Raw genomic sequence first — 26,487 nt, 5'->3', positions numbered from 1 at the left:
GTTCGTGCGCACCCAGGCGCACGATCGGCGAGCCTCAGAGGTTCAACTGAATCTGACGTCCAGGAACCGCCTCGATCAGCTCGCGCGTGTAATCCTGCACCGGATTATTGAACAGCGCGTCCGTCGAATTCTGCTCCACCAGCTTGCCCTTTTCCATAACGACCACGTCGTCAGCGATCTGACGAACAACCGCCAAGTCGTGGGTGATGAACAGGTAGGACAGACCTAGCTGAGCCTGAAGATCATTCAGCAAGTACAGGATCTGGTTCTGAACCAGAACGTCCAGAGCCGAAACTGCCTCGTCAAGAACGATGACCTCGGGGTTCAGGGCAAGCGCGCGAGCCACGGCCACACGCTGACGCTGACCACCGGACAGCTCGTTCGGGTAACGGCGCATCGCGGAACGTGGCAAAGCAACCATGTCCAGAAGCTCAGACACGCGCTCGATACGCAGATGCTTCGGATTGAATTCCTTCTTCTCCGCGGCAGTCAAAGAACGTCCAGCGTTCTTTGCTTCCATCAGAGCCGAGATCCACTTTTCAGGCTCACGACCGGTCGCCATCGCACGAGCAAACTCCTGCTCGGCGTACGCCATCGTGCCGTAGCCGTGGACGCGGAGCGGTTCTTCGATGATGCGGAAGATCGAGAACATCGGATCCAGCGAACCGTACGGGTTCTGGAATACTGCCTGCAGGCGACGACGTAGAGCAAAGAGCTCCTTGTCGCTCATCTCGGACGTGTCCTTGCCGTCGAAGAAAACCTTGCCGGACGTCGGCGACAGCAGGTGCAACACCATGTTCGCTGCGGTCGACTTACCGGAACCGGACTCGCCCACAACCGCCAGGGTCGTACCGCGACGCAAACCGAAGGTCACGTCATCAACGGCAATCAGCTTCTTAGCCTCACCCTTCGATCCACGGATATCGAACTCACGGGTCAGGTGCTCAACGCGAACGATTTCCTCGGTCGACGTTGCGCCCTTACCTGCGCCCGTCAGCTCTTCCTCCGTCACAGAAATACCGTGAGCGTGAGCGGACTCAATACGAGCCGACGCCAGCGACGGAGCAGCCGAAACAAGACGCTTCGTGTACGGGTGCTGCGGGTGTTGCAGGATCTCCAACGCGGGGCCGGATTCAACAATGCGACCACGGTGCATAACCACCAGCTGTTCGGCACGCTCAGCAGCAAGGCCAAGGTCGTGCGTAATGAACAGAACAGCGGTGCCCAGTTCGCGGGTCAGCGAACCAAGGTGATCGAGGATGCGACGCTGAACGGTCACGTCCAGAGCGGACGTCGGTTCGTCAGCGATCAGCAACTTCGGACGAGCCGCCATTCCAATAGCGATCAGCACGCGCTGACGCATACCGCCGGAGAACTCGTGCGGGTACTGCTTGGCGCGACGCTCTGCGTCCGGCAAGCCGGCCTCTTCAAGAAGCTGAGCCACGCGCTCACCAGTCTGGGACTTCGGAACAACGTTATTGGCGACAAGAGCTTCCTTGACCTGCGTACCAACGCGCAGAACAGGGTTCAGGTTCGACATCGGATCCTGGGGAACCAGGCCGATACCGGAGCCTCGCAAACGAACCCATTCCTTCGTGGTGAGGTTCGTGATCTCTTCACCGTCGAATTCGATGGAACCGCCGGTGACCTTACCGGTGCCCGGGAGCAGGCCGATGACCGCAGCAGCAGTCGTCGACTTACCGGAACCGGACTCGCCCACGATAGCGACCGTCTGGCCGGGGTAGATGGTCAGGTTTGCGCCACGGACAGCCGGAACGATACCGGTCGACGTGGTGAAGGTGACCTCAAGGTCAGTGATCTTCAGAAGCGGGTTGGCGTCCTCAGGGTGAACCTCTTCGGGAGCAGCCGATTCGCTAACGGTCTGAGAAGCATCAGCCTTGCCTTCGCCGAGCACCATCGTGTTGATGGCCTCTTCGATGGCGTCCTCGTTCGGAGTAGTCATATTCTCTTCGCTCACTTGCGTGCCTTCGGGTCGAGGGCGTCACGGACCGCATCACCCATCATGATGAAGCTGAGGACGGTCATCGCGAGAGCCAAAGCCGGGTAGAAAAGAACCATCGGGTTCGTACGCAACGACGCCTGTGCGGCCGAAATATCGGCGCCCCACGAAACGACCGTTGACGGAAGACCGATACCCATGAAGGACAGGGACGCTTCGGAAACGATGAACGTACCCAGAGCAACCGTCGCGTACACAATGATCGGAGCCATCGAGTTCGGGATGATGTGGCTCATGAGAATGCGAGCCTTTGATGCGCCGGTGGCGCGGGCAGCGGTGACAAACTCTTCGTTCTTCGCCGACATCACGGCACCACGAGTAATACGCGCGATCTGAGTCCAGCCGAAGAGGGACAGAACCAAGATAACCATCCAGATGTTTCGGTTTTCCTTGAACATCTGCATGAAGACGATTGCTGCCAGGAGCAACGGGATTGCGAAGAAGATATCGGTAATACGCGAGAGCAGAGCATCGAACCAGCCACCGAAGTAGCCGGCAATCGCGCCGATCACGCCACCGATGATGACGACGAAGATGGTCGTCAGAACACCAACGGAAACGGATGCGCGGGCACCGAAGACGATGCGAGCGTAGATGTCACAACCCTGACGGTTGAAACCGAAGGGGTGGCCGTCCGACGGACCCTTCAGCGAGTTCGAAAGCTCGCAGAAACGCGGGTCCTGGCTGGTGAACACGTTCGGGAATGCTGCGATCGCGATCGCGATCACGATGATGGTCAGAGCCACCCAGAAGAGCGGGCGCTTGCGTAGGGACTTCCATGCCTCGCCCCAGAGCGATGAAGGCGCGCGATCGTCGGCAACGGCGTCAACTGCACCAAGACCGGTTTCGTCGATATCGGAAACGAAGTGGCGTTGACCGGTTCGGGTGCGTTCGATGTTTGCGGAGGGAATGTAATCACTCATAGCGGATCCTCGGGTCGAGCACGGCGTACAGCAAGTCAACAACAAGGTTGGCGAAGATGTACACGAGCACCAGAACGGTAGTCACGGAAACGACGGTGGCGGGTTCGCCCTTGACGATGGCCTGCCAGAGCGTGCCACCAACACCGGAGATATTGAAGATGCCTTCCGTGATGATCGCGCCCCCCATGAGGGCGCCAAGGTCGCCACCAAGGAACGTTGCAACCGGGATCAGCGAGTTGCGCAGGATGTGGCGGGTCATAACCGTGCCACCCTTCAGGCCCTTCGCGCGAGCGGTGCGGACGTAGTCAGCAGACACGTTCTCAGAAACAGACTGGCGAGTCAGGCGAATCACGTATGCCAGCGAGACGCCACCAAGCACGATTGCCGGCATGGTCAACGACTGAAGGCTGACGTGCGCGCCGACTGTAGTCGGGAATACTCCTAGTTTCACACCGAGGACGAACTGCAGGACGAAGCCGAGGACGAAGGTCGGGACGGAAATCAGCAGAAGCGAGAAGACAAGAATGGTGGAGTCGAAGATGCCACCGCGGCGAACACCGGCAACGACGCCGGCAAGAATACCGAGGATTGCTTCAATCGCCATGGCGTACAGTGCAAGCTTCACCGTAATCGGGAAGGCACGCGCCATCACTGCAGTTACCGGCTGTCCGGAGAATGTCGTACCGAAATCAAGCGTGAACACGCCCTTGAGGTAAAGCAGGTACTGCATCCAGAACGGCTTATCGAGGTTGTACTTCGCAGCAATTTCAGCGTACGCAGCTTCAGAAAGCCCTCGGTCGCCGCCAAGGGCTGCGACGGGGTCACCAGGCATGAGGTACACCATCGCGAAGATCAGGAACGTGGCTCCGAAGAAAACCGGGATGGTCTGAAGGAGTCGACGTCCGATGTAACGCAACATGGACAGTCCTTTGAGATGTGGTTAGGAACTAGAGTCTTCGCCGCCTTGCTTATGAAAACTAGCAAGCAAGCGGGCACAGCCCACCTGTGGCAAAGACGCACTTACGCCATCATAGGGTAAAAACTCGGCAAACGGGAGTTTGATTAACTCGTCACCCACTAAATGGACAGTAAGAAAAAGAACAGAATTATTATCAATGATTCACCAGGCCCCGCCCAAACTCACGGTAAGAGAGCGCGGTGACGAGGCCTTGCAAACGCAATGGTGGCAGGTAGGAAAGCTCCCACCCGCCACCATTGGCACGTCCTCTAGGCGTAGTCAGTGATGACTAGCGCCTGGCCAGACTCACTCAGCCTTGGTGATCTCGTTGTAGATCGGCACGGACTTCCAGTTGAACACGACCTTGTCGACGTTCTCGGACCAGCCACCCACGACGTTGGCGTACCACAGCGGGATGACCGGGAGGTCCTTGAAGAGGATCTCCTGCGCCTGGTCGAGGATCTTGTTGGATTCCTCGGTGGAGGTCGCGGAGGAGGCCTTCTTCAGGAGGGCGTCGAAGTCGGCCGAGGAGTACTCGGTGTCGTTCGAGCCGGCGCCGGTGCCGTAGAGCGGTGCAAGGAAGTTGTACTTGCCCGGGTAGTCAGCCTGCCAGCCGGTACGGAAGGCGGAGGTGATGGTGTGGTTGGTGACCTCAGTACGCAGGGACTTGAAGTCCGGGTACGGGGCGCCAACGGCGTCGATTCCGAGCGTGTTCTTGATGGAGTTGGTGACTGCGTCAACCCATGCCTGGTGGCCACCATCAGAGTTGTAAGCGATCGAGAAGGTGCCGGACCACGGGGAAATGGCGTCTGCCTTTGCCCAGAGTTCCTTGGCCTTGTCAGCGTTGTAGGTCAGGACCTCAGAGCCGGGGACCGAGTCGTTGTAGCCATCGACGACCGGGGAGGTGAAGTCCTTGGTCGGGGTACGGGTACCCGAGAAGATGGTGTCGGTGATGGTGTCGCGGTCGATCGCGTAGGAGATTGCCTGGCGACGCAGGTTGCCTTCTTCACCGGAGAAGTGTTCCAGGGCGAACGGAATTGCGAAGGACTGGAAGATTGCTGCCGGCTGATTCACGGCGCGACCGGAGAGGTCTGCTTCGTAGGTGGCGAATGCCGAGTCCGGAAGTGCGTCGAGGACGTCAAGGTTGCCGGAGAGCAGATCCTGGTATGCGGCATCGAGCGAGGAGTAGAAGATAACGTCCACGCCACCGTTCTTGGCAACGTTGTCACCCTTGTACTCAGGATTCGGGATCAGGTGGATCTGAGCGTTGTGCTCCCAGCCGCCTTCGGCGACCATGTAGGGGCCGTTACCAATGGGCTGCTCGCCACCGGTTTCCATGTCTTCCAGGGTCGAGTCCGGAAGCGGGAAGTATGCGGTGTAGCCGAGGCGCTGCGAGAAGTCAGCTGCCGGGGCCTTAAGGGTGATGGTGAAGGTGTAGTCGTCAACGACTTCGAGGCCGGTCAGGTCGCCGGCACCTTCATCATCGGAGCCAGCGATCGGCTCGTAGAAGTAGGAGGAGAGCATCGCTTCGGATGCACCCTTCTTCCATGCGTCAACGAAGTTGTGCGCTTTGACCTCGGAGCCGTCGGAGAACTTCTGTCCTTCCTTCAGCTTGACGGTCCACACGGTCGAATCTTCGTTCGGCTCGATGGATTCGGCCATGTCCATATGGGTTGCGCCGGATGCATCGTAGTAAACGAGGCCCGCGAAGATGGCGTCGAGGATCTTGCCGCCACCGGTTTCGTTGGTGTTTGCCGGGATCAGCGGGTTCTGCGGCTCGGAGCCGTTGGTCGAAATGATGCCGGTCGACGAGCCCGCAGCTACGCCGGAAGCATTTGAGCCGGAAGCGCTTGAATTAGCGTCGCCACCGCCAGAGCAGGCTGCGAGACCGAGGGCAAAAACGGCCGGAACTGCCAGCCATGTCCTCTTGAGGTTCATGAAAGACTCCTCCAAATTGATGGGTTAGACCCGTAACGTCCAGTCGCGGGTTACGGTTGCGAGCCTAACCCGCCACGCCTTGAAAGTCTTTCCCAGACCATAAAGTGGACATTGCTATTTGGTCACAAATGGTCACGTTTTGGTAAAGACTTATCTATATAGACATTACTTAAGGCTCTATTCAGGGCCGAAAATACCGCTTCGGACTAGGATTACATCGCATTGACCATCGTCTCTACACGCATGCAAGGACCACTCATTATGACGTCACCTTTAAATACTGCGCCACGCGTCTGCGTTGCCGGTCCTCTTGTTTTAGCGCTGGTCATGGGCCCTTTGGAGCACGAACCTCGCCTTGGTGAAGAACAGATCGCGCCGGCATCTTCCTTCTCCCCCGGCGGCTCAGCGAATCGCGCCGTTGCGCTTGCTCGCCTTGGTCTGAACACTCAGTTCTTGTGCTCAATCGGTATCGACGAGGCCGGGGCCATTGTTCGTTCGATGCTCACAACAAGCCGGGTTGATTTGAGTCATGCGCTTCGTGTGCCTCATCAGGCGATCACGGTTTCTCTTGGTTTTGACGGGGATCGTGCGCTCACAACATCTGGAGATCTGACGGTTCCATCGCTTTCGACCCTTCGCCAAGCTCCTCACGCGCTTGTGGCAGAGCTCCATGTGCTTGGAGCTAACAGTGAGACCGTGGAAAAGTGGCGCTCGAATCCGGTTCCCCCAATCACCATGCTTGAAGCTCCGCCCGCAGCACCGATTCCTCCAACGTGGGTTCTCTCGGAGTGCCGTTGGGATTCAACTGGTCAGTGGAAGAGCTCCGACCTTGATGCTTTGGATAACGTTGATGTCTTCACGCTGAACGAGCGCGAAGCAATGAATTACACGCATAAAGAAAATGCGCGTCAGGCGGCTCGCCAATTGGCATGGCATGTTCCGGGTGTCATCGTGACGCAGGGAGCGCAGGGCGCAACAGCCATTATTGAAGGCGAAGAGTTCTCGCTTCCAGCAGCCCCGGCGAAGACGATTGATACGACGTCGGCGGGACACGCGTTCTCCGCGGCTCTTGTGTGGGCGCGAATGCAGGGACTTTCCCCCGAGGGGGCCGTGTCGATGGCTCTGCTTGCATCTGCTCGATCAACGGAAACAATGGGGTCCTTCGCGGATGCACCGACGTTGGATGGTTTGAAGAAGTGGACCGAGTCCTGCGATGTGCCAGACGGATACGATCTTGCATTCATGGACTTTGACGACGTCACGCTTGAAGAAGAAACCGCTCAGCGACCTGACCCCGCAGAACCTGACACGGATCTTCGTGACGATTCTGGTTTCGAGTTGGCAAAGGGAATCGCGGATATTCTCGCTCAGGAATGATGAATGGCCAAGGTTTGCCCCGTATCACCCCATCACAACTAAAAGTGTGGGTCATTTAACATGAACAGGTTCTGACGCCCATGATCTAGCGGGAGAACTGCGCATATAAATGAGGGATTTCAGCCAAAAAAGTTGCAGGCATAGGGAATCGTTGGAACGCTGAACAAAAGCGCGCGCCTTTTTTACGTGCATTTTACGGGCGCGCGTGTCCCATTGTCGACCGAAAGCACTCTATGAGTTCGCCTGACATATCAGCGAAAACAGAATCATCCTCATGTGACGCAGCGCCAATTGTGCCGCTTGAAACCTCGGATCTGACCGGAGACGTTCAGGGAGTGGAGCCTTCGCTGAATGTCACGGTATTCGGCATTTCGGCCGTGGTCATTCTTGCTGTTTCTTTGGCGTCGATTTTTGCCCCCGACACGGTGCAGTCTCTTTTTGACGCGACGGTGACGTGGACCAGTGAGTGGTTCGGCTGGTTCTACATTCTCTTGATCACTGCGGCGATCGTTTTTGTCATCGTTCTTGCCCTCACCCGTTTCGGCAACATCAAGTTGGGCCCGGATAACTCGACGCCAGACTTTTCAACGTTCTCGTGGGCAGCGATGCTGTTCGCCGCGGGTATCGGCACGTCAATCATGTTCTACGCGATCGCCGAACCGGTTGGACAGTACATTGCTCCCCCAACAGGCGAGGGTGAAACGATTGAAGCTGCTCGACAGGCCGTGACGTGGACACTGTTCCACTACGGCATTTCCGGCTGGGCTCTCTATGGTCTTGTTGGCATTGCCCTTGGCTACTTCGCGTACCGCAAGCACGATCGTCTGACCGTTCGATCCACTCTCCGCCCGCTTCTAGGAGATAAGGTCGACGGTATTTTCGGTGACATCATCGATATGTTCGCCCTTGTTGGTGGCGTGTTCGGCATCGCAGCCAGCCTTGGTATTGGTGTTGTCCAGCTGAACGTTGGCCTGACGATCATCTTCGGGATCCCGCAGGGCCTTGTTGCGCAGATCGGCCTCGTTTCCCTTTCTGTCATCATGGCGACAGTCTCCGCTGTCAGCGGAGTCGACAGGGGCGTTCGAATGCTCTCGTCGATCAATGTCTTCCTGGCGATGTTCCTTGCCCTCTGGGTGTTGATCACCGGAAACACGACGCTCCTTCTGGATGCGCTGGTCGCGAACGTGGGTGACTTTGTCACGCAGTTCCCCGTCCTCACTTTGGAGACATTCCCCTACCAGCGCCCCGATGAGTGGATGAACGCGTGGACCCTGTTCTTCTGGGCATGGTGGATCACGTGGGCCGCATTCGTTGGCATGTTCTTGGCCCGCATTTCGCGCGGTCGCACGATCCGTCAGTTCGTTATCGGCACGCTGACCCTGCCCTTCACCTACGTTCTGGTGTGGGTGTCCATCTTCGGCAACAGCGCCATCGACCTGATTCGTTCGGGTAACGTAGCGTTCACGAAGATCGCGTACGCCACCCCCGAAGGTGGTCTCTACGCCCTGTTGGACGCGCTCCCGCTTGGCAAAATCCTGATTGCGATTGCTCTGTTCGTCGGCGTTCTTTTCTATGTGACCAGCTCCGACTCCGGCGCACTGGTCATGGCGAACCTGTCGATGCGGAACCTGCCTGACCGTCAGGATGGCGTCGCCTGGCTTCGAGTCTTCTGGGCGACGTTGACCGGCGCTCTGACGATCACCATGCTTTTGGCGGGTGGTATTTCAATCCTTCAGCAAGCAACGATCGTCATGGCTTTGCCATTCTCCTTCGTTCTTATCCTGATCGCAGCCGCCCTCTGGAAGGCGTTGCGTTCGGAGGCCTCGAAGGCAACTGCGCGCACCCGCACCATCACATCCGGCCTGATTTCGATGAGTGGCACGGCAGCCGGTCGCGTCCGACTGTCATGGCAGGACCGCTTGAGTCGCACGTTCGATGCCGTCAGCCCGACGCGCGCCAAGCGAGCACTCGACAACCGTGTTGTGCCTGCCCTTGAAGCGGTTGGCACGCGCCTGCAGGAAGAAGGGCTTGTTTCTGAAATCGTGATCGAAGGCCCCGAAGCTCACGATCCCGACGACGATCGTCGCTTCCTCGGTCGAGCTTCTCTTGTTGTGAGTGCGACGCCTGAGGTCATGGAACAGCTGATTGCGCGCCTGCTTGATGTCCCGATTTCGGGAGCAACGATCGACGCTGAGTCCTTTAGATACGTGGTGCGCATGGTTGTCATGCCGGTTCCTACGTTTGGTGTCACACTCTCGGATGAGGATGACACGACTGTCCGTCTTGAAGTTCGCCCGCACGGTGGCGGTCAAGGCTACGACATCATGGACTGGACGGCAGATCAGGTGGCTCACGACGTGCTCGACCATTTCGAGCGTTGGGTCGAATATCTGGGTGCCACGTCCACCATCGAGTAATCGGATTGTTGCGAGGTACGAGGCCCCCTCGACATATTGAGGCTCCACCACTTTTCAGTGGAGGAGCCTCAATCTCTCTGACCAGCGTGTATCGACTACTTCGCAGAACGCTGTGCCATAGCTTCACGAATGAAGTAGATCGCGATGATGATCAACGTCAGGACGCTCATTGCGATCAGCTGCTGGCGGGCCTCGGGGTTCCATGCCATCAGGCCGGCAACCAACACCAGCGACGCGATAACGAGGCGAGGTAGCCAGGGCCAGCCCGGTGAACGCAGGGCAATTGATCCTTCAGCTTCAAGCTTGGGGTGTAGGCGAATTTGAGCGACCAAGATGAAAACCCAGATCAGTAGCAGAACCATGCCGACAGAGTTCAGCAGAATTCCAAGGAGCGATGCGGGGAGCAACCAGTTCAACGCCACCGACACCAGGGCGAAGAAGATAGAGACCGAGACAGCTCGACGAGGAGTGCGTCCTTCAGCAATGTCACCGCTCGCCCCTTCGGTGGCTACGCGGTCCTGAAGCGACTCCGCTTCCTCATCGGCCACAAGGGTAGCCGAGGTGGTCGATGAATCGTGGCCGGCCTCGTTCATCTTCGACGAAGACACACCGCGACCAAGCAGCCACTTCATGCCCATGCCACGCGCGGACAGCGAGTAGGCGATGCGGCTCGAGGCGTAGAGATTCGCGGAGAAGGCGGACACGAGGGCGACGAAAACGACCGCTTCCATGATCACACCGACCGCGGGAATACCTGCCATGTTCAACACCGCGGCAAACGGGCTGGTCGACATTTCTTTCGAATCCCAGCGCAACAAGCAGATCAACAGGATAACCGAACCGACGTAGAAGATCAGGATTCGGCTGATCACCGAACGAATTGCGGCGGAGATTGCGGCCTTCGCGTTCTCGGCTTCGCCGGCAGCGATCGTCACGATCTCAATACCGCCGAACGACGTGATAATCGCAAGAAGCGCGACCGCGATACCCGCCAGACCCGTCGGCGCAAAACCGCCATGTCCCAGAATCGTCTGACCGATTGGCTCGGTGCGACCGGGAACGATTCCCGTCACCAAACCGATACCGATCAGCAGGAAGACAATGATTGCCAGGACTTTGATGCCGGCAAGCCACGCTTCAACTTCACCGAAGTCGCGCGCGGCCATCAGATTCACGCCACCCAGCACAACAACGATTGCCAGAGCCACAACCCACTGCGGAACCGATGGGAACCAGCTGACGAAAATCGCTGCCGCACCCGTAATTTCGAGACCCAGCACCATCACCAGCATCGCCCAGTACAACCAGCCGGACGTGAAACCTGCCCAGCGGCCGATACCGACCTCGGCATAGGTGGAGAAGGAACCGGTCGACGGCAGGGAGCTTGCCAACTCCGACAGCGCGAACATCACCGACACGGCAATCAATGCCGCAAGAACGTAAGACACCAGGACAGCCGGGCCCGCTTCCGAGACCGCGACGCCGGTGCCGAGGAAAAAACCGGCGCCGATCGCGCTGCCCAACGCCATCATCGACAGGTGGCGCGTTTTGAATGTCTTACGAGGCCCCGATACGGGCATCGTTGCTTCGCCGCCCGTGTTAGGGGCGGTCGTTGCCGGTGAGCTCATGGTTTTCATGCGCCTTTCGTTGAATCAGAGCTGGGAGTGTTCCCTGAAGAATCTGAAGATCCCGTCGACTGTTCGTGAGTTTCATTCGCCTTTTGAGCCTGTTCCTCAAGAACTGCCGTTGCTAGAGCTTTCTTTGCTGCCGGTGACATCAGGCGTCGCAACTGTGACGACGTGACCGTCAGCGTCCAGTCCCCCGCTTGGGGAAGCTGCCACTGACGCCAGTGGGATAAAACAGTGAAGCCCATGCCGACAATCGTTGCGGCGAGCATTCCGATGATCGGCAGATCGTACTTCCAGAAGATCACCGTAATCACAGCGGACGCGAACGCCGGCGTCGCGTACAGGTTGTTCCCGCCAAAAACTTGGGGGACGTTTCCGGCTGAAATATCACGGATTGCACCGCCACCAACTGCGGTGATGATGCCCAGCATGATCGCGGGAAGAACATCAAACCCCGCGTCGAGAGTCTTCAACGCGCCGGTTGCTGCCCAACATCCAAGCACAGTTCCATCGGCGACCAGCAGGGCAGCACGCCACGGACGCGAGTCCAGCTTCCAGAGCATCGCGATCGCTGCACCCAGCAGTGCCGTCCCCAAATAAAAGGGGTCAGTTAAAGCAACCGGAGGCCCCACCTGGAGCAGAACGTCGCGGAGCATGCCACCCGCGAGCGCCGACATGATCGCGAGGACCGCAAAACCGACGGCATCAAAGCGCTTCATGCGTGCCAGTCGACCACCGATGATGCCATTCAGCAGCACGCCAATCAGGTCGATGGCGCGAAACAGGTCCGGTAACGCATGGTTGAGGGTTTCAAGCACACGGACATTGTGGACTATCTTGGCTTTCCGTGGCGCGCGTGTTCACCAGACGGCGCATGCTGAGGCGCATTGTGAGACTCGGACGGATACGGATCTGCTGGTTGGGGGTCCGCTGCGGAAGGCGTCTGGTTTCCTGCGGGGCATCATCTATTGCGCGTACTAGGCGATCGCGGTGCCGAATGCTAGGCCCAGCAGGTAGGTGATAATCGCAGCACCGTAGCCGATTGCCAGCTGGCGAATCGCGCGAGGGGCGGGCGATTGACCAGAGAGGATACCGACGACTCCGCCGGTGCAGAGCAGGGTGACACCGACGATCGCGGCGGCGATGGCGATTGCTGTCAGACCGGAGAGAGCGAAGAGGTAGGGAATCAGGGGGAAGAAAGCGCCGATCGCGAAGAAGAAGAAGGACGAGGCCGCTGCCTGCCACGGTGTACCAACCTGTTCGGTGGCGCCAGCGTGAGCTGGTAGCCCGCCTTCGAGTGCGGCACGCACCGCGATGACACCGGACTCTGAGCCGGCGGGGCGGGCGACCTGGGTGAATACCTTTATGGCGTGAGCACGCGCTTCTTCGGGACTTTCGCCACGAGCACGGAACACGAGTTCCAGTTCGTTCGCGTCAACGTCGAGGTCCGGGACAGCTTGGTGTGCTTCGGGATCGGGGATCGATGCATCGAGCAGTTCACGTTGGCTGGTGACGGAGACCCATTCACCGGCTGCCATGGAGAGCGCGCCGGCCAGCAGACCAGCAAGGCCGGTCGCGAGGACGAGGTGCGGTTCCATTCCGGTTGCGGCCACACCCAGCACCAGGGCAAGGTTCGAAACCAAGCCGTCGTTTGCTCCGAAGACTGCGGCGCGGAAAGTTCCGGCCAGAGTTTCACGGGAGCGAGCAGTGAGTCCACGGATCACTTCGCCGTGAATGTGCTCGTCAGCGGCCATTTGAGCCGTCGCATCATCGTCGGCGTCGTAAGTGGTGCGCTGTTCGGCACGCTGGGCCATCGCCAGAATAAAAATGGTGCCGAACATGTGCGCAAGCCACGCGCCAAGGCGAGTGCGAAGGCGCGGACGAGGCGCTGGAAGCGCTTTATCTCCTAGCAGGGACAGCCAGTATTCCTCGTGTCTGCGTTCAGCTTCGGCAAGCTTGAGAAGAACCTCGCGTTCAGAGCCGGTACGGCGTTCTGCAAGGGAGCGATAGGTGCGCGCTTCCATGCGTTCGTCAGCAAGGTGGCGACGCCAGCGCTTGATCTGTGCTTTCGAAACGTTCTTCGGAGGCTGCGGGGTGGGATACGCGTTAGTCATTCAATGACTCCGTAACGTTCTTTCACTATTCGTTCAAGAAGGGGAGAACGAATAAGAATCAGCCATTTTCGCGACCGACGACGTGAATTTCGATGTCATCGTCGACGACAGGAGCCGGCTGAGTTTGAGTTGCCGGAGCACCGAAGAGTCGCTCTTTCACAACGTCAGCAACCGTGTCGGTGACGCGCTCCCCCTGCTCGCGGACAATGTCCGACACCTTTTCGCCCGCTGCATCGAGGGGCTTTGCGACGACAGGGAATCGGCGGAGTTTCGATGCGCCGATGCGGATCTTCTCGTACTGTTCGCGACCAGCTTTCGTGCCCAGCACGTAGCCGGCTCCAAGACCAAGAAGCAATCCAAACCTGGTTCCCATGAAAACTCCTGTTTGTCGTGACGCTCGGCGAAAAACCGACGCGATCTGATTACTTCAACCCTACAGGCAGAACAATCCAATCAACGATCACAATTGAGAAGTTCACAAACGTACACCTAGCGGGATTGGGGTCGCTTGATTGCTCCATTCCCACTACGTTGGAGTGCGTGAGTGAGATCCGAATCATGACCCCTCGTGGCGTTTCGCTGGCGGGGACGTTCATTAACCCCGTTGACACTGGTGACGCAGCGGTTCTCTTCTCGCATTCGTTCCTTGCTGATCGTCACTCGGCTGAGCATTTCGATCGTCTTGCTCGTCTCTACCGCGCGGCAGGCTACGCCACGCTCGAGTTCGATTATTCGGGTCACGGTGAGTCCGGCGACGAAATTATTACCCTGGACGCTGAGGTTGAGGACCTGCGTGCAGCGTCCGGTTGGCTTGCCGACCAGGGGTTTGCTCGCCAACTCATTCATGCGCATTCATTCGGCGCGACGGTGGCGCTAGCAGCTCGGCCGGTCAATGTGCTCGCCTACGTTTTGTCCTCACCATCGCTTGGTCCCATGTCGGTCGATTGGACACAGATTTTCTCTGATGACCAGTTGCGTGACTTGGAAGAGATCGGCGCTACCACAATCGCTGACGACTCACCCTCGATTCGCCGACAGTTCACTATCTCGAAGCAGACGCTGATCGACTTGTCGCTGACCGATTCGGACAAGCTTCTGGCCGGCTTGGAACAGCCGACCTTGGTGATCCATGACAGCGTCGACGCCGAGTTCGGTCTGCTTGCCGCCACGCAGGATGTGTTCCACCTGCTACCCGACGGCTCGCGCGTTGAAATCGTCTCTGATGCATCATTTGGCATGGGTGAAAAGGTCGAGGCCCTAGATGCTCCATCGCTCGAATGGGCGACCCGGTGGGTGCCCGTAGTTCGTCGCTAGCGTGACTGCACGGAGCAAGGTCGGCGTGTCTGGACCCCGTTGAGTTAACACCGAAAAATCCGGCATCGACAGTTTATCGCCCCACCCAAACAACACCGGCCTCAAATGGCGAACTACTGCGGTTTCCATATGGAAATACGTATCAGAGCGCGAGGATTTAGCCACACCTAACGCGAGGATTTGACCACACCTGAGGCAAACGAGCCGAGGAACTCCTCGACCGCGGTCACCACTTCCGGTGCCTCGCACCACGAACGTGTACCAAATTTCGTCGTCGAGAACCCGGCGATACGCGACGCAAAACGAATCAAGTCACTCGGGTCCTTGGGCATTGGCACATCAGCTACGTGCAATCTGCCCACCGCCCACGCGAACGCACCGTGGAAAACGTCGCCCGCACCCAGGGTTGAGATGGCATCCACCTGATCAACCTCGGTTTCACCTTCTCGCCCATCCCAATACCACTGCACCGATTCACATCCTCGCGTGCGGATCGTCCGCGTAATTCCGAAACCGGCGAGGAAGCTGGCAACCTCGGGTCCGGTCGGCTCATTCAGCAACGGCGGACAGAAGTCAGCAGACACCACCGCAATATCAACGAACCCCAGCAACGGGGCGAGCCACGGCTTCCACGACCCACCATCAAGGATCCGTTGGTGCAACGGCTTGGCTTCTAGGTGCGCGAAAGGATCCTCATCAGGATCGGGCTCCCCCAGCGTCCCCACCCGCAACACGCAGTCGGCAATCGCAGGATTGTGGCCGTCAATAAGGACAACGTCCGGAGCTCCGTCCTGGACCAGTACAGAGTCGAGCAGGTGGGTGGCCTCGTGCACGTCGATGTCGATCCGCGCATTGGTGGAAGCAACCATCCTGCCACCCGGGTGCTCAACTATGGAGGAAATCGCGGGCGTCTTCTGCGCTGAATCCACGCTGGTCGCGTCCAGCAGATGCACGCCGGCGCTGGCGAGGTCCGCGCTGATCACGCTGGCAATCATCCCCTCACCGATGGCGCTCAGCAGACTGATCGACGAGGCTGCCCCCCTCGCACACCCCGCGGCTTTCTCAAGGGCGGAAAGGGTAACCGCAGCATTCGTTGCCGGGCCTCCCGCTGCCATCACATGATCCGTGGAGGTTGTTTTGGTGGCAATATTTGGCTCGTGGTCGAGGGCATGGATGACGTCAAGCGTCGTCAGGCCAGCGAAAAGTGCGTGCATAACTCAATCTTGCCCACAACGCTTCACACTCGCATCTTTGCGGGAAGAATGACAGGGTCTTCGATGGCGCATCGACTAAGAATGATGCGTTCACTGCCCCCTATATTTCCGACAGGCTGATGTACGGGCTCCACAACGGTTGCTTCAACGTGTGTGACATGCCGGCTCAGATCGCAGAACAAATCGAACAGAACACGGTTCGAACAAACCTGTGCCGCAAGGGAGCAAAACTCGCCGGCTGTTCAATGATCAGCACCATTGACGGATCTCTCATTTCGCTACGGATGGATCCGAACGGCATGACAGTCCTTGCTGTAGGGCGCGAATACGAGGCTACTTATCCACACGTAGCTATGGTCGTGGCACTTATCCACACGCGCACTGTTCTCGCTCCGCACGTGTGAACGTGCCTCGTTAGACTAGGCGGGTGCCAGAAAAACCAGTGCGTTCCAATGAATCGGGGTCGTCTCAGCACGGCCGCCGTGGCGGTGGAGCGCGCCCGCAAAATTCTGGCACGTCCAAAAAGGACACTCCGCGCAAGGGGCAGCAGCGTAAAAGCCGCGTCGGGCAGGAGCCTCGTACTCCCATAGGTTCCCGCGAGCGCAACGGGCACTCTGCCACCCAGCCACACCACAAGCCTCGTCGTAGGCGCAGTCCTCAATACGAACACGCACACACGTTTAAGCCGTTCACTCCCGAACAGCTGGCCGCGCGCGCAGCCGCAATCCCCGTCGTGACTTTCCCTGACCTGCCGGTCAGTGCTCGCCGCGACGAAATCGCTCAGGCGATACGTGACCACCAGGTTGTTATCGTTTCTGGTGAAACGGGTTCGGGTAAGACCACGCAGCTCCCGAAAATCTGTATGCAACTGGGTCGTGGCGTCTCCGGAATGATCGGACACACTCAACCCAGGCGTATCGCAGCGCGTTCGGTCGCTGACCGCATCGCTGAAGAACTCGGGCAAAAAGTTGGACGCGAACCTGGCCAGGTTGTCGGCTATCAGGTGCGTTTCACAGACAAGGTCGGGCCCACCACCCTAGTCAAGCTGATGACCGACGGCATTCTGCTGGCGGAAATCCAGTCCGATCCGTTGCTTCGTCGCTACGACACACTGATTATTGACGAGGCCCACGAACGTAGTCTGAACATTGACTTCATCTTGGGCTATCTGGCTCGTCTGCTTCCGGCGCGCCCGGATCTGAAAGTCATCATCACCTCGGCGACGATCGACTCGAAGCGTTTCGCTGAGCACTTCGGTGTGTGGGATGGTCTGCCCGGTCGTGGGACGTTGAAGCAGCCGGCACCTGTTATTGAAGTCTCGGGTCGCACCTTCCCCGTCGAAGTCCGCTATCGCCCCCTCACCGCTGACGTGATGACGCACTACTCGTCGTCCACTCCGGGCACTGAGCAGGAACCGGGCGACGCCTTGTCAATCGAAGACGATAATCTGCACCTGGGCGCAGAACAGCTGGTCTTGGAAGACCCTGACGATGATCTGCCGTCGCTTGGGTACGGGCTCGGCGAGGACACTGATGTTGAGACCGCGATCTGTCACGCCGTTGACGAACTTGCTGGTGAGGGCGAGGGGGACATCCTTGTTTTCCTGCCGGGCGAACGCGACATCCGCGATACCGAACAGGCATTACTCGACCATCTAGGTCCGCGCGGGGTAAAAGCGGGTGAGACTGCGAAGGCTCGCCCGACGGATATTGAAATCGTTCCGCTGTTCGCGCGCCTGAGTGCAGCCGAGCAGCATCGCGTGTTCGAGGACCACCGACTGCGTCGCGTTGTTCTGGCAACCAATGTTGCGGAAACTTCGCTGACTGTCCCGGGCATTCGCTATGTCATCGACCCTGGTTTTGCGCGTATTTCTCGCTATTCCAACCGGACGAAGGTGCAGCGACTGCCGATCGAAGCGGTGTCGCAGGCCAGCGCTAATCAGAGGGCTGGACGCTGTGGTCGCGTCGCTGACGGCATCGCAATCCGCCTCTTTTCGCAACGCGACTACGAGAATCGTCCTCGCTTCACCGAACCGGAAATCCTGCGCACCTCGCTCGCGTCGGTCATCCTACAGATGGCGGCGCTGGGCCTCGGTTCAATTGCCGACTTCCCCTTCCTCGACCCGCCCGAGCATCGCGCGGTTCGCGATGGCATCGCGACTCTGGTGGAGATTGGCGCTCTCGTAGAAGATGACGAGGCCACGCACATGTCTTCGCCCTCGAGCGCAAAGGACGCGGATTCAAACAGTGCTGGTGGGGCAGGTTCAAGGCGTTCCTTTGGACACCGCTTGACCGCAATTGGTCGGGATTTGGCGCGGTTGCCGATTGACCCCAGGCTGGGACGAATCCTTCTGGAAGCCGACGCAAACGGCTGTGCTTCCGAAGTCCTTGTCATCGTGGCAGCACTTTCAATTCAGGATGTCCGCGAACGCCCCGCTGAACATCAGGCGGCTGCCGATGCTGCTCATGCTCGCTTGGCGAATCCGAAGTCTGACTTCGTCACCTACTTGAATTTATGGCGCTACTTGACAGTCCAGCAGAGGGATCTATCGGGTGCGGCGTTCCGTCGCATGTGTCGGGCCGAGTTCCTGCACTATCTGCGTTTTAACGAGTGGCGTGACGTTGTTGTTCAGTTGCAGCAGATGGCCCGTCCGCTCGGGTTGGATGTGCATCCGATTGATATTCCGTCGTCTAGCGATGTTGTTCATGCGGCGGAAGTGGGCGGTTTGACTGATGCGGCAGCGCGTGCGGTTGTGGCGTTCACGGATGGTTCGCGCAGTGTGGACGCCGACCAGATTCACCGATCACTGCTTGTTGGTTTCCTGTCGAACTTGGGTTCGTGGGATCAGGCAAAACGTGATTATCAGGGTGCCCGCGGTACTCACTTCACGATTTGGCCGGGTTCAGGTTTAGCGCGCTCACATCCTGCGTGGGTGATGACCGCTGAATTGGTTGAGACCAGTCGCCTCTTTGCTCGCACTGTTGCGCGGATTGATCCGGCGTGGATTGAGCCGGTGGCTCGCCCACTGTTGAAGCGCGTATATTCCGAGCCCTTCTGGTCGAGCGCCAAGGGTGCGGCAATGGTGAAGGAAAAGGTCCTTCTCTACGGGCTGACTTTAGTTGCCGACCGTCCTGTCTTACTGGGTCGTTTGGGTGACCACGTGATTGACGCGGGTTCGGATTCGCGCTCGTCTCGCGTGGTCACGGCGGGTTCCTTGGCCGGAATCGCTCAGGGCCTGTTGGGTGTACCTACGTCGGATCGTCGTTCTCGTACCGAGATAGGCTCTATTGGTCGTGACTTCCTCGCGATGGCATTGGCTGGTGCCCTCAATCTGCCGTCGACCAGCTTCGATACATCCAGCGATGGTGACGACTTAGCGAACCTGGCTCCCAGCAATGAAACACCCGAGCAGTCGAATGGGGCATCTTCGTCGAGCACCACCCCGCCGATCGATAAGGTCAAGATCCCGGCCTCGTCGACCACTGACACTGCGCTGACGGCGCGAATACTCGCCCGCGAAATGTTCATCCGCCACGCGCTGGTGAACGGCGAATGGCGCGAACGCCACCGCTTCCAAAAGACGAACGATGAGCTACTGGAGCAGGCGCGCGAAGTCGAACGACGTTCACGCACCCACGGTTTGGTTGCTGACCAGGACGCGCGTTTCGCATTCTTCGACGACCTGCTTCCCGACGATATTGTGTCCGCCGGGCACTTCAATCGCTGGTGGAAACACACGCGCCAAAAGCATCCTGACCTGCTGACATACACTTCTTCCCTGCTTCTTCCGCGAGGGATCGGCCAAGATGCTGACGGTTTCCCCGATACCTGGGAATCGAATGGCCTGAAGCTTGATCTGTCGTATGCGTTCACGCCCGGCAGTGCGCGCGACGGCGTCACGATGATAATCCCGGTCGAAGTCCTGCAACGCGTCAATGATGTTGGCACGGACTGGTTGGTTCCCGGCATGCTGATCGAGCTCATTACTGAGTCGATTCGCGCTCTGCCGAAGGCTCAGCGTCGTCTACTTGCCCCCGCGCCCGAGGTCGGCGCTCAGGCCGGAGCATGGATGGAGCGCGCGCTCGCAGGAACCTTGACCGAAGCCGAGTCCGGCGTCGCTTCGCAGCATTCCAGCGCAGCCACGTCATCCAAGAACGGTGACGAGGCTTCTACGGGGGTCGATCCGATGAGCCTGACGGCAGCGATGGATCGTCTTGCTCGCTGGGGTGCCACGACTGGGAATGCGAAGCAGAAGGATCGCGGAAAAAAGCCTGCGCCGATGCCAGAACCTCAGGCTGAAGAGACACCCGCGACCCCACCACAGTCGACGGTGATTGATTGGTCAAGAGAACGCCCTTCATTCAGCGAGGCTTTCCGCACCGCAGTGAGGATTCTGCGCGGAATCGATCTGAGCGATTCTCACCTTGCACACGCTCACGGCAACCTACCCGCGCATCTGCGGATGACATTCAGCGTTGTTGATTCGCACGGCGCTGAACTCGGTTCGGGCACCGACCTCACATACCTGCAACGCACGTTGGCATCGTCAGCAGACAATGCGATTCGTGACGCGGTGCGAGGCGCTGTCGCCGAGGCTCTTCTCGACGCCACACAGGATCGCTCCAATCGACGAAGCCACCCCAGTTCGCGCACAGATAGTTCGCGCGCGAGCTTCAGCGAAGCGAAGAACAACGCTGGTCATGCGCATTCAGGTTCCGCTGGTTCCCCCGAGGTTGCTACCCACCTGCACGTTGATGGGCTGACAGATTTCCCAGCTGACCCGCTTCCCCGGTCGATTGACTCTCCCGGTCAAACATCCAGCTCGCAAGGTACCCAGGTGATAACACTGCGCGCCTTCCCCGCGCTTGTCGCTCAAGGTAGCGCCACAGATCCGAGCGCTGGCGTAAGACTCATGGCGAATTCGAGCGACGCTGACCGCCATCACCGCGAGGGCCTTGCACGCCTGTTGGTTCGCCGAGTTCGCTTGCAACAGACTCGAGTGACGACACGTTGGACGGGACGCCAAGCTCTGATGCTCGCCGCATCGCCCTACCCGGATACCACTGCACTGATTGCGGACACTCAGTTGGCTTCCGCCCTCTCGCTAGTAGATGAATTGTCAGGCCAGGCCGGTCCCGGATCGATTCGAGACGCAGCCTCATTCGAAGACCTCGCCAATCGTGCACGAAACCTGCACGAGGACAGGGTCTACGAGATTCTCGGCTACGTTGTACGAGCCATGGAAGCCCACGGCGATATTGAGTCCGCGATCCGCTCTCACACGGAAGAATCCATGCGCGAAACAGTTGCTGATGTGCGAGATCACGTTGGTTCTCTGGTGTATCCGGGTTTTGTTCTTGATACGCCCCTATCGGCGATGCCTCACCTGGCGCGCTATCTGAGAGCCGGAGCGATGCGTATTGAACGCGCAGCCTCATCCCCCAGAGCACTCGATCGCGATCTGGAGAATAGGGACCGAATCCACGACATCCTCGACGCTTTGGGCGAAGCCGAAGAGAGTGCTCGCGCGCACCCTTACAACGCGAAGTCGGCTACAACGATCTCGCACGTGCGGTGGTTGATTGAAGAACTGCGCGTCTCCTTCTTCGCCCAACAGCTGGGCACGCCCAACAAGGTGTCGGTGAAACGCGTCCTCGGCCTGATTGAGACGATCTGAAATGGATCGACGAATCGCACGAAAAGAAGCGCGCATGCTGATGGACGCCGCCGAACTGGGCGACTGGACATTCAAATTCGACACAGCAAAACGCCGCGCAGGATCCTGCGCCTACCGGACGAAGACGATCACTCTGTCCGGACCGCTCACCGATCTCTATGATCAGGACACCGTTCGTGGCGTCATCCTCCACGAAATCGCGCACGCCCTTGTCGGCCCAGACCATCACCACGATGCAACGTGGCGGAAGGTTGCTCGCGGTCTGGGCGCCCCCGATGACGCAAAGCTCCCCTCGCATCTGCCTTCCCCGGACGAACCCTGGGTCGGAACTTGTCCCAAATGCGGAGCACAACGCAAGCTCTACCGGCCACCGCGTCGCGTCACCGCCTGCGGACACTGCGCGCGACGCTTCGACGTCGAACGCATTCTGACCTGGACATATAAAGGACATCCACGTAACCCCGGCACCGCCTACCTCAAAGAACTGCGACGCATCGAACGCGCCTGAGGCCACCCAAAACCGCGCCGGTAGCACGCTGGCAGGCTGAGCAATCGAGCGTGGCCTCGTCCCCCACGCGCACGAAGTTGCGCAACTGAACACGAACAGTGACGAGACCATCACTTCCGCACCCAATTTCGGTATCACCCACCGCGCGCGGAGTACTACTCTTGTCCCTAAGTTCTTTATTTGGTTTATTGAGACGGCCCACCCATAGCCGACCACCATAAAGCCGCTACCCAGGGAGTGACATGACGGATCAGCCGAACACCACCACTGCTCAGTCCACGGACGTTCCCAACGTTGCAGATCGCGAGGTTCTCACGTGGGAAGGTTTCGGCGTTGCAAGCCGTGAACTCACTCAGCAGATCGTTGACTCCGGCTGGATCCCCGAACTGATCGTCGCCATCGCGCGCGGTGGCCTGATCCCTGCGGGCGCCATCTCCTACGCAATGGACGTCAAGGCATGCGGCACCATGAACGTCGAGTTCTACACCGGCGTTGGCGAAACCCTCGAAGCACCGATCCTACTTCCTCCGCTCATGGATATTTCCGCGATGGAAGGCAAGCGAGTCCTGGTCGTTGACGACGTCGCAGACTCCGGCAAGACCCTCAAGATGGTCATGGACATGATCGCCGAAGACGGCCTGTCCCTCGACGGTGAAAACCAAGTGAAGGTTGACGCGCGCAGCGTCTGCATCTACAAGAAATCACGCTCGATCATCACCCCCGACTACATCTGGGCAGAAACCGACAAGTGGATCAACTTCCCCTGGTCGACACTGCCGACAATCACAGCAAACGCCTGATTGTGTCGAGCCGGTTGCGCGCGTCGCAGCCGGCTCTTTCATTTACCGTTTCCGCTCCGCCCCAGAACGACGAGGTTTCGGCCATGAGCACACACACTGACACCGCAGACAATCAACCCGCTGGCTCCATCAGCGGATCCGCACCCTACGCCATCTACTCTAAACGTGCGTCCGCGTCGCTGTCCGTCGCTCAACAGGTCGTTGACCTTGTCCTTCACCGGCTGGCAAACGGAGAAAACATTCGTGTCCTCGGTCTGACCGGCCCTCCCGGAACCGGGAAGACCACCGTTGCAGCCCTCGTCGCAGAAATCCTTGAAACTGCCGATGTTGCGGTGGCTGGCATCGCGCCGATGGATGGCTTTCACATGTCGAATGCCGTGCTGGACGACTTGGAGCGCCACGACCGCAAGGGCGCTCCCGACACGTTTGACGTCTGGGGGTACCAGGCCCTGCTGGCACGCATTCAAGCGAGCGAGCACCCCGTTTTTGCTCCCGACTACAACCGTGGCCTGCACGAACCTGTCGCAGCGTCCATCTTGATTCCAACTGAGGGCATCGTCATCACCGAAGGCAACTACCTGGCATTCGACGAACCGGGGTGGCGCGAGGCTCGCGGGCACATTGACTTCCTCGTCCACATTGATACGCCGACAGACGCTGTCATGCGGCGCCTCGTCACCCGCCACGAAGCATTCGGAAAATGTCGCGCAGATGCCGCCCACTGGGTGCGCACCGTGGACGCCCCCAACATTGAATTGGTCGCCGAATGCGCATCGCGCGCCGATGCGATCGTCTCGCCCCAAACAGGAGAGTAACTGTGACATCGTGCGCTCGGCGCACACAATAACCCTTGGTATTGCTAGCGTTTCATCACATGACTGACAGCTTCACCTCACCTCACGCCGATGAGACCCGCCCTTTAGACCAGGAGAACGCGGATCCCGTGGAGGTGGCCTCGTCGATCAACGAAACCCCCAGCGCACCCGCGGAAACCGACCCGCATTGGAAGCGTCGCGTCACCCTATTCCTGATCGCGCAGGCGATTTCCCTGTTCGGCTCCTCGATCGTGCAGTACGCGATCATGTGGTATCTGACGCTGACGCTCAAGACCGGGTGGGTCATCACCCTGTACGCCGTTGTCGCTTTCGTCCCCCAAGCGATTCTGTCTTTGTTTGGTGGCACGCTTGCCGACCGAATGAACCGCCGAACGGTGATCGCCGTTTCCGACTCGATCATTGCGCTGGTCACCCTAGGGTTGGCAGTAGCAATGATTGCGGGTGAAACCTCACTTTGGCTGATCTACGGCGCGGTCTTCATTCGCTCCGTAGGTGCCGGCTTCCAACAACCCGCGGTTGGCGCTCTCTTACCACAGCTGACCCCGACCAGTCAGCTCATGCGCGTAAACGGCATTAATCAGACAATTAACTCGGCGATGGCACTGCTGTCTCCGGTGATCGCGGGCGCGGTCTACGGCTGGGGTGGCCTGGTTCCGACCTTCTGGATCGACGTTGTCACTGCCCTGATCGGCGTCGGCATTGTCCTGACGATCCCCGTTGCGACGGTGCGAAGCGGTGGCGAAGATGGAAAGTCGTTCGCTCACGATCTGATGGACGGGCTGCGCTACGTTGCGGGACACCGCACGATCCTCTGGCTGATGGTCCTCTACACAGTAATCTTCACGCTGATCGTCGCACCGAACTTCATGGTGCCACTGATGATCGCGCGCGACTTCACCGACGCTGTCTGGCCGCTGACGGTCATGGAAACCTCATTCTCAGCGGGCATGGCGCTGGGCGGTCTGGCGATCGCGACCTTTGCCGTGAAGTGGAATCAGAGCCGGATGCTTCTCTATTCGTGCGGGAGCTTCGGCCTATTGTCCGCCGCCCTTGGCCTGACGCCATTCCTGGGGACGACCGTCGGCCTGTTCGCCCTGTTCGTACTGATGTTCATCATCGCGCTACTGATCCCGTTCTTCTCCGCGCCGGTCATGACACTGGTTCAGACCACGGTCGAACAGACGTACATGGGTCGCGTGTTTTCGCTGATCAACATCGTTGCAGTGCTCGGTATGCCAATTGGCATGATCGCGTTCGGGCCGCTTGCTGACCGATTCTCGATTCAGTGGATCTTCATCATCAGTGGCATCGTCGCGTTCGGATTCACGGTTGTGTCATTCATGGCTGAGCCCGGCCGCGAGGTCCTGAAGATGAGCGGGCAACCCGCAACCCAGCGTGACAGACAATGACACAGTCACTGCCTAGTCGCTTCGCTACTTCGACAGCTCTTCCACGATGAACGGCGTCGTGCGCTCAATCGTCTCGAGCGTCTCGACGAAGTCCTGATATCCGCCGTACCACGGGTCGGGGACATCATGGTCTGACGGGGTGGCCTGCGGATCAAAATCACGGAACAAACGGATATCAGGCCCAGCGGAGCCTCGTGAATCAGAAGCCGCATCGGCACGAAGCCCGGCGCGATCGCGAAGGCGGTTCAATGCAGACAGGTGATGGCCGGTCATGGCAAGGATCAGGTCCCAGTCCGCCAGTTCACTCATGCGGATCTGGCGCGCACGATGGTTGGGGACCTCGTGGCCGTATTCGCGCAAGACCCGGGCAGCGCGACGGTCGACCGGGTTGCCCTCTTCTTCGTCGGAAACTCCTGCGGAATCCACGACGATGTCAACGCCGGCATCGCGCGCGGCTTCAAGCAGAATCTGGTGAGCCATCGTCGACCGGCAGATGTTGCCGGTGCAGACCATCAGAACTCGTTTCACTGGGATCCTTCCAATTAAAAAATGCAGGTCAGAGCGTCAGGAACGTGCGGACCGCGAGCGCGCTAATGCCGGCTGCCTTTTCGGAGTCCATGTGGAAGTCCTGGTCGGCAGCGGGGCCACACAAGTCGGAGACGGCGCGCAGGCTGACCCAGTCAACACCGCTGGACCAGGCGACTTCCGCCATGGCGCAGGTTTCCATGTCGGCGCCAATAGCGTCCGGGAATTTTTCGCGCATGGGCTGGGCGATGGGGGCGGTGATGAACGAGTCGGAGGACAGGACGCGACCGGTCATGACGGTGAGGGTGTCGGACTTGGCAAGCAGGGCGACGCGAGCAACGGTTTCGTCGGAGGATCGGTAGTCTTCGGGCATCTGCGGAACCTGGCCCATGGCGTAGCCGAAGGCGGTGGCGTCGGCTTGGGAGTAGATGGTCGAGGTGCCGGCAGCGATGGTGGAGACGTTGATGTCCGCGGCGAGTCCACCGGTGGTGCCCGCTGCGATGATGATGGGACTATCAACCAGGGTGAGGGCGCGCGCGGTCGCGGACGCGGAGTTCGCCAGACCAATTCCGCTTTGCACAAGCAGAACGTCGTGACCGTCAAGAGCACCGAGCGCAAAACGCTGTTGTGCGTGGCCCTCAATTCCGACGACGAGTTCGGTGACCGCGTCACTACCGGCGCAGGGGTGCAACGCGGCGCGCAGGGGTGCCGCTTCCATTTCCATGGCGCATTGGATGATGGCGACGACGGTCGGACGAGCAGGAAATTCGATGCTGGTTGTCATAGCGCCCAGTCTACGGTTCGCTCTTACGGTGATGAAAGCGCACAA

General features: G+C 59.1%; 20 protein-coding genes. 9 read left to right on the top strand and 11 right to left on the bottom strand.

Features of this window, described 5'->3' with window-relative positions; translation table 11 throughout:
* Window positions 1-34: 34 nt before the first annotated feature.
* The 4 genes from AC5RE1_RS07520 to AC5RE1_RS07505 all read right to left on the bottom strand — a co-directional run bounded on the left by AC5RE1_RS07520 (window position 35) and on the right by AC5RE1_RS07505 (window position 5,839).
* Complete coding sequence (locus AC5RE1_RS07520) at window positions 35-1,978, bottom strand: dipeptide ABC transporter ATP-binding protein (protein ID WP_219810956.1); 1,944 nt, start codon at window positions 1,976-1,978, stop codon at window positions 35-37.
* Window positions 1,975-2,943 carry an ABC transporter permease gene (locus tag AC5RE1_RS07515; protein ID WP_006680683.1) on the bottom strand — a complete coding sequence of 323 codons (969 nt, stop codon included), beginning with the start codon at window positions 2,941-2,943 and terminating at the stop codon, window positions 1,975-1,977. The genes AC5RE1_RS07520 and AC5RE1_RS07515 overlap by 4 nt, the downstream gene beginning before the upstream one ends.
* The gene (locus AC5RE1_RS07510) at window positions 2,936-3,862 is read right to left on the bottom strand and encodes an ABC transporter permease (RefSeq protein WP_006680682.1); all 927 of its coding nucleotides are present in this window, start codon (window positions 3,860-3,862) and stop codon (window positions 2,936-2,938) included. The genes AC5RE1_RS07515 and AC5RE1_RS07510 overlap by 8 nt, the downstream gene beginning before the upstream one ends.
* Before the next feature lie 345 nt (window positions 3,863-4,207).
* Complete coding sequence (locus AC5RE1_RS07505) at window positions 4,208-5,839, bottom strand: peptide ABC transporter substrate-binding protein (RefSeq protein WP_103632818.1); 1,632 nt, start codon at window positions 5,837-5,839, stop codon at window positions 4,208-4,210.
* 261 nt (window positions 5,840-6,100) lie between these two features.
* On the opposite strand from AC5RE1_RS07505, the gene AC5RE1_RS07500 reads away from it, so the two are divergent.
* Complete coding sequence (locus tag AC5RE1_RS07500; protein WP_179370106.1) at window positions 6,101-7,216, top strand: carbohydrate kinase family protein; 1,116 nt, start codon at window positions 6,101-6,103, stop codon at window positions 7,214-7,216.
* A gap of 233 nt (window positions 7,217-7,449) precedes the next feature.
* Window positions 7,450-9,633 (top strand): choline BCCT transporter BetT, encoded by a 2,184-nt coding sequence (betT, locus tag AC5RE1_RS07495; RefSeq protein ID WP_493938527.1) that lies wholly within the window; start codon window positions 7,450-7,452, stop codon window positions 9,631-9,633.
* 95 nt (window positions 9,634-9,728) lie between these two features.
* On the opposite strand, the gene AC5RE1_RS07490 is transcribed toward betT, so the two are convergent.
* The 4 genes from AC5RE1_RS07490 to AC5RE1_RS07475 form a co-directional block, all read right to left on the bottom strand.
* Window positions 9,729-11,270 carry an amino acid permease gene (locus AC5RE1_RS07490; protein WP_257878465.1) on the bottom strand — a complete coding sequence of 514 codons (1,542 nt, stop codon included), beginning with the start codon at window positions 11,268-11,270 and terminating at the stop codon, window positions 9,729-9,731.
* On the bottom strand, window positions 11,267-12,079 hold the full coding sequence (locus AC5RE1_RS07485) for a trimeric intracellular cation channel family protein (RefSeq protein ID WP_006680677.1): 813 nt from the start codon (window positions 12,077-12,079) through the stop codon (window positions 11,267-11,269). The genes AC5RE1_RS07490 and AC5RE1_RS07485 overlap by 4 nt, the downstream gene beginning before the upstream one ends.
* Before the next feature lie 159 nt (window positions 12,080-12,238).
* Complete coding sequence (locus tag AC5RE1_RS07480) at window positions 12,239-13,375, bottom strand: VIT1/CCC1 transporter family protein (RefSeq protein WP_006680676.1); 1,137 nt, start codon at window positions 13,373-13,375, stop codon at window positions 12,239-12,241.
* 58 nt (window positions 13,376-13,433) lie between these two features.
* The gene (locus AC5RE1_RS07475) at window positions 13,434-13,748 is read right to left on the bottom strand and encodes a YtxH domain-containing protein (RefSeq protein WP_285084174.1); all 315 of its coding nucleotides are present in this window, start codon (window positions 13,746-13,748) and stop codon (window positions 13,434-13,436) included.
* 167 nt (window positions 13,749-13,915) lie between these two features.
* Between AC5RE1_RS07475 and AC5RE1_RS07470 the strand changes: the two genes are divergently transcribed.
* Complete coding sequence (locus AC5RE1_RS07470; protein ID WP_040318355.1) at window positions 13,916-14,689, top strand: alpha/beta hydrolase; 774 nt, start codon at window positions 13,916-13,918, stop codon at window positions 14,687-14,689.
* Between the two features lie 167 nt (window positions 14,690-14,856).
* On the opposite strand, the gene AC5RE1_RS07465 is transcribed toward AC5RE1_RS07470, so the two are convergent.
* Window positions 14,857-15,903 carry a PfkB family carbohydrate kinase gene (locus AC5RE1_RS07465; protein ID WP_006680673.1) on the bottom strand — a complete coding sequence of 349 codons (1,047 nt, stop codon included), beginning with the start codon at window positions 15,901-15,903 and terminating at the stop codon, window positions 14,857-14,859.
* 119 nt (window positions 15,904-16,022) lie between these two features.
* Here AC5RE1_RS07465 and AC5RE1_RS07460 point away from each other — a divergent pair, with 119 nt between their 5' ends.
* From AC5RE1_RS07460 to AC5RE1_RS07435, 6 genes are all read left to right on the top strand, one after another.
* Window positions 16,023-16,307, top strand: a complete 285-nt coding sequence (locus AC5RE1_RS07460; RefSeq protein ID WP_493938526.1) for a hypothetical protein — start codon at window positions 16,023-16,025, stop codon at window positions 16,305-16,307.
* Between the two features lie 38 nt (window positions 16,308-16,345).
* Complete coding sequence (locus AC5RE1_RS07455) at window positions 16,346-21,580, top strand: DUF3418 domain-containing protein (RefSeq protein WP_493938529.1); 5,235 nt, start codon at window positions 16,346-16,348, stop codon at window positions 21,578-21,580.
* Window position 21,581: 1 nt separating this feature from the next.
* Complete coding sequence (locus tag AC5RE1_RS07450) at window positions 21,582-22,088, top strand: SprT-like domain-containing protein (RefSeq protein ID WP_040318354.1); 507 nt, start codon at window positions 21,582-21,584, stop codon at window positions 22,086-22,088.
* A gap of 242 nt (window positions 22,089-22,330) precedes the next feature.
* On the top strand, window positions 22,331-22,888 hold the full coding sequence (locus tag AC5RE1_RS07445; RefSeq protein ID WP_103632824.1) for a phosphoribosyltransferase: 558 nt from the start codon (window positions 22,331-22,333) through the stop codon (window positions 22,886-22,888).
* On the top strand, window positions 22,837-23,703 hold the full coding sequence (locus AC5RE1_RS07440) for a nucleoside/nucleotide kinase family protein (protein ID WP_493938525.1): 867 nt from the start codon (window positions 22,837-22,839) through the stop codon (window positions 23,701-23,703). The genes AC5RE1_RS07445 and AC5RE1_RS07440 overlap by 52 nt, the downstream gene beginning before the upstream one ends.
* A gap of 59 nt (window positions 23,704-23,762) precedes the next feature.
* Entirely contained in the window at window positions 23,763-25,133 is a 1,371-nt protein-coding gene (locus tag AC5RE1_RS07435; RefSeq protein ID WP_285067730.1) for an MFS transporter, read from the top strand.
* A gap of 24 nt (window positions 25,134-25,157) precedes the next feature.
* Here AC5RE1_RS07435 and AC5RE1_RS07430 read toward each other — a convergent pair whose 3' ends face one another.
* Together AC5RE1_RS07430 and mtnN are read right to left on the bottom strand one after the other, a co-directional pair.
* The gene (locus AC5RE1_RS07430; RefSeq protein ID WP_040318353.1) at window positions 25,158-25,646 is read right to left on the bottom strand and encodes a low molecular weight protein-tyrosine-phosphatase; all 489 of its coding nucleotides are present in this window, start codon (window positions 25,644-25,646) and stop codon (window positions 25,158-25,160) included.
* 43 nt (window positions 25,647-25,689) lie between these two features.
* Entirely contained in the window at window positions 25,690-26,442 is a 753-nt protein-coding gene (mtnN, locus tag AC5RE1_RS07425) for a 5'-methylthioadenosine/S-adenosylhomocysteine nucleosidase (protein WP_285067729.1), read from the bottom strand.
* Window positions 26,443-26,487: the final 45 nt, after the last annotated feature.

It is taken from the genome of Actinotignum sp. usb-actsch-rep-73, from assembly GCF_059082735.1.
The sequence above is the reverse complement of the archived record's forward strand: the minus strand, read 5'-3'. Positions and strand labels throughout refer to the sequence as shown.

What these genes read in the sequence shown, in the direction of transcription:
- AC5RE1_RS07505 (WP_103632818.1), bottom strand. Translation starts at nt 5,839, where the DNA reads ATGAACCTCAAGAGGACATGGCTGGCAGTTCCGGCCGTTTTTGCCCTC.
- AC5RE1_RS07475 (WP_285084174.1), bottom strand. Translation starts at nt 13,748, where the DNA reads ATGGGAACCAGGTTTGGATTGCTTCTTGGTCTTGGAGCCGGCTACGTG.
- AC5RE1_RS07430 (WP_040318353.1), bottom strand. Translation starts at nt 25,646, where the DNA reads ATGGTCTGCACCGGCAACATCTGCCGGTCGACGATGGCTCACCAGATT.
- betT (WP_493938527.1), top strand. Translation starts at nt 7,450, where the DNA reads ATGAGTTCGCCTGACATATCAGCGAAAACAGAATCATCCTCATGTGAC.
- AC5RE1_RS07445 (WP_103632824.1), top strand. Translation starts at nt 22,331, where the DNA reads ATGACGGATCAGCCGAACACCACCACTGCTCAGTCCACGGACGTTCCC.
- AC5RE1_RS07465 (WP_006680673.1), bottom strand. Translation starts at nt 15,903, where the DNA reads ATGCACGCACTTTTCGCTGGCCTGACGACGCTTGACGTCATCCATGCC.
- mtnN (WP_285067729.1), bottom strand. Translation starts at nt 26,442, where the DNA reads ATGACAACCAGCATCGAATTTCCTGCTCGTCCGACCGTCGTCGCCATC.
- AC5RE1_RS07460 (WP_493938526.1), top strand. Translation starts at nt 16,023, where the DNA reads ATGTACGGGCTCCACAACGGTTGCTTCAACGTGTGTGACATGCCGGCT.
- AC5RE1_RS07515 (WP_006680683.1), bottom strand. Translation starts at nt 2,943, where the DNA reads ATGAGTGATTACATTCCCTCCGCAAACATCGAACGCACCCGAACCGGT.
- AC5RE1_RS07510 (WP_006680682.1), bottom strand. Translation starts at nt 3,862, where the DNA reads ATGTTGCGTTACATCGGACGTCGACTCCTTCAGACCATCCCGGTTTTC.
- AC5RE1_RS07490 (WP_257878465.1), bottom strand. Translation starts at nt 11,270, where the DNA reads ATGAAAACCATGAGCTCACCGGCAACGACCGCCCCTAACACGGGCGGC.
- AC5RE1_RS07500 (WP_179370106.1), top strand. Translation starts at nt 6,101, where the DNA reads ATGACGTCACCTTTAAATACTGCGCCACGCGTCTGCGTTGCCGGTCCT.
- AC5RE1_RS07435 (WP_285067730.1), top strand. Translation starts at nt 23,763, where the DNA reads ATGACTGACAGCTTCACCTCACCTCACGCCGATGAGACCCGCCCTTTA.
- AC5RE1_RS07480 (WP_006680676.1), bottom strand. Translation starts at nt 13,375, where the DNA reads ATGACTAACGCGTATCCCACCCCGCAGCCTCCGAAGAACGTTTCGAAA.
- AC5RE1_RS07450 (WP_040318354.1), top strand. Translation starts at nt 21,582, where the DNA reads ATGGATCGACGAATCGCACGAAAAGAAGCGCGCATGCTGATGGACGCC.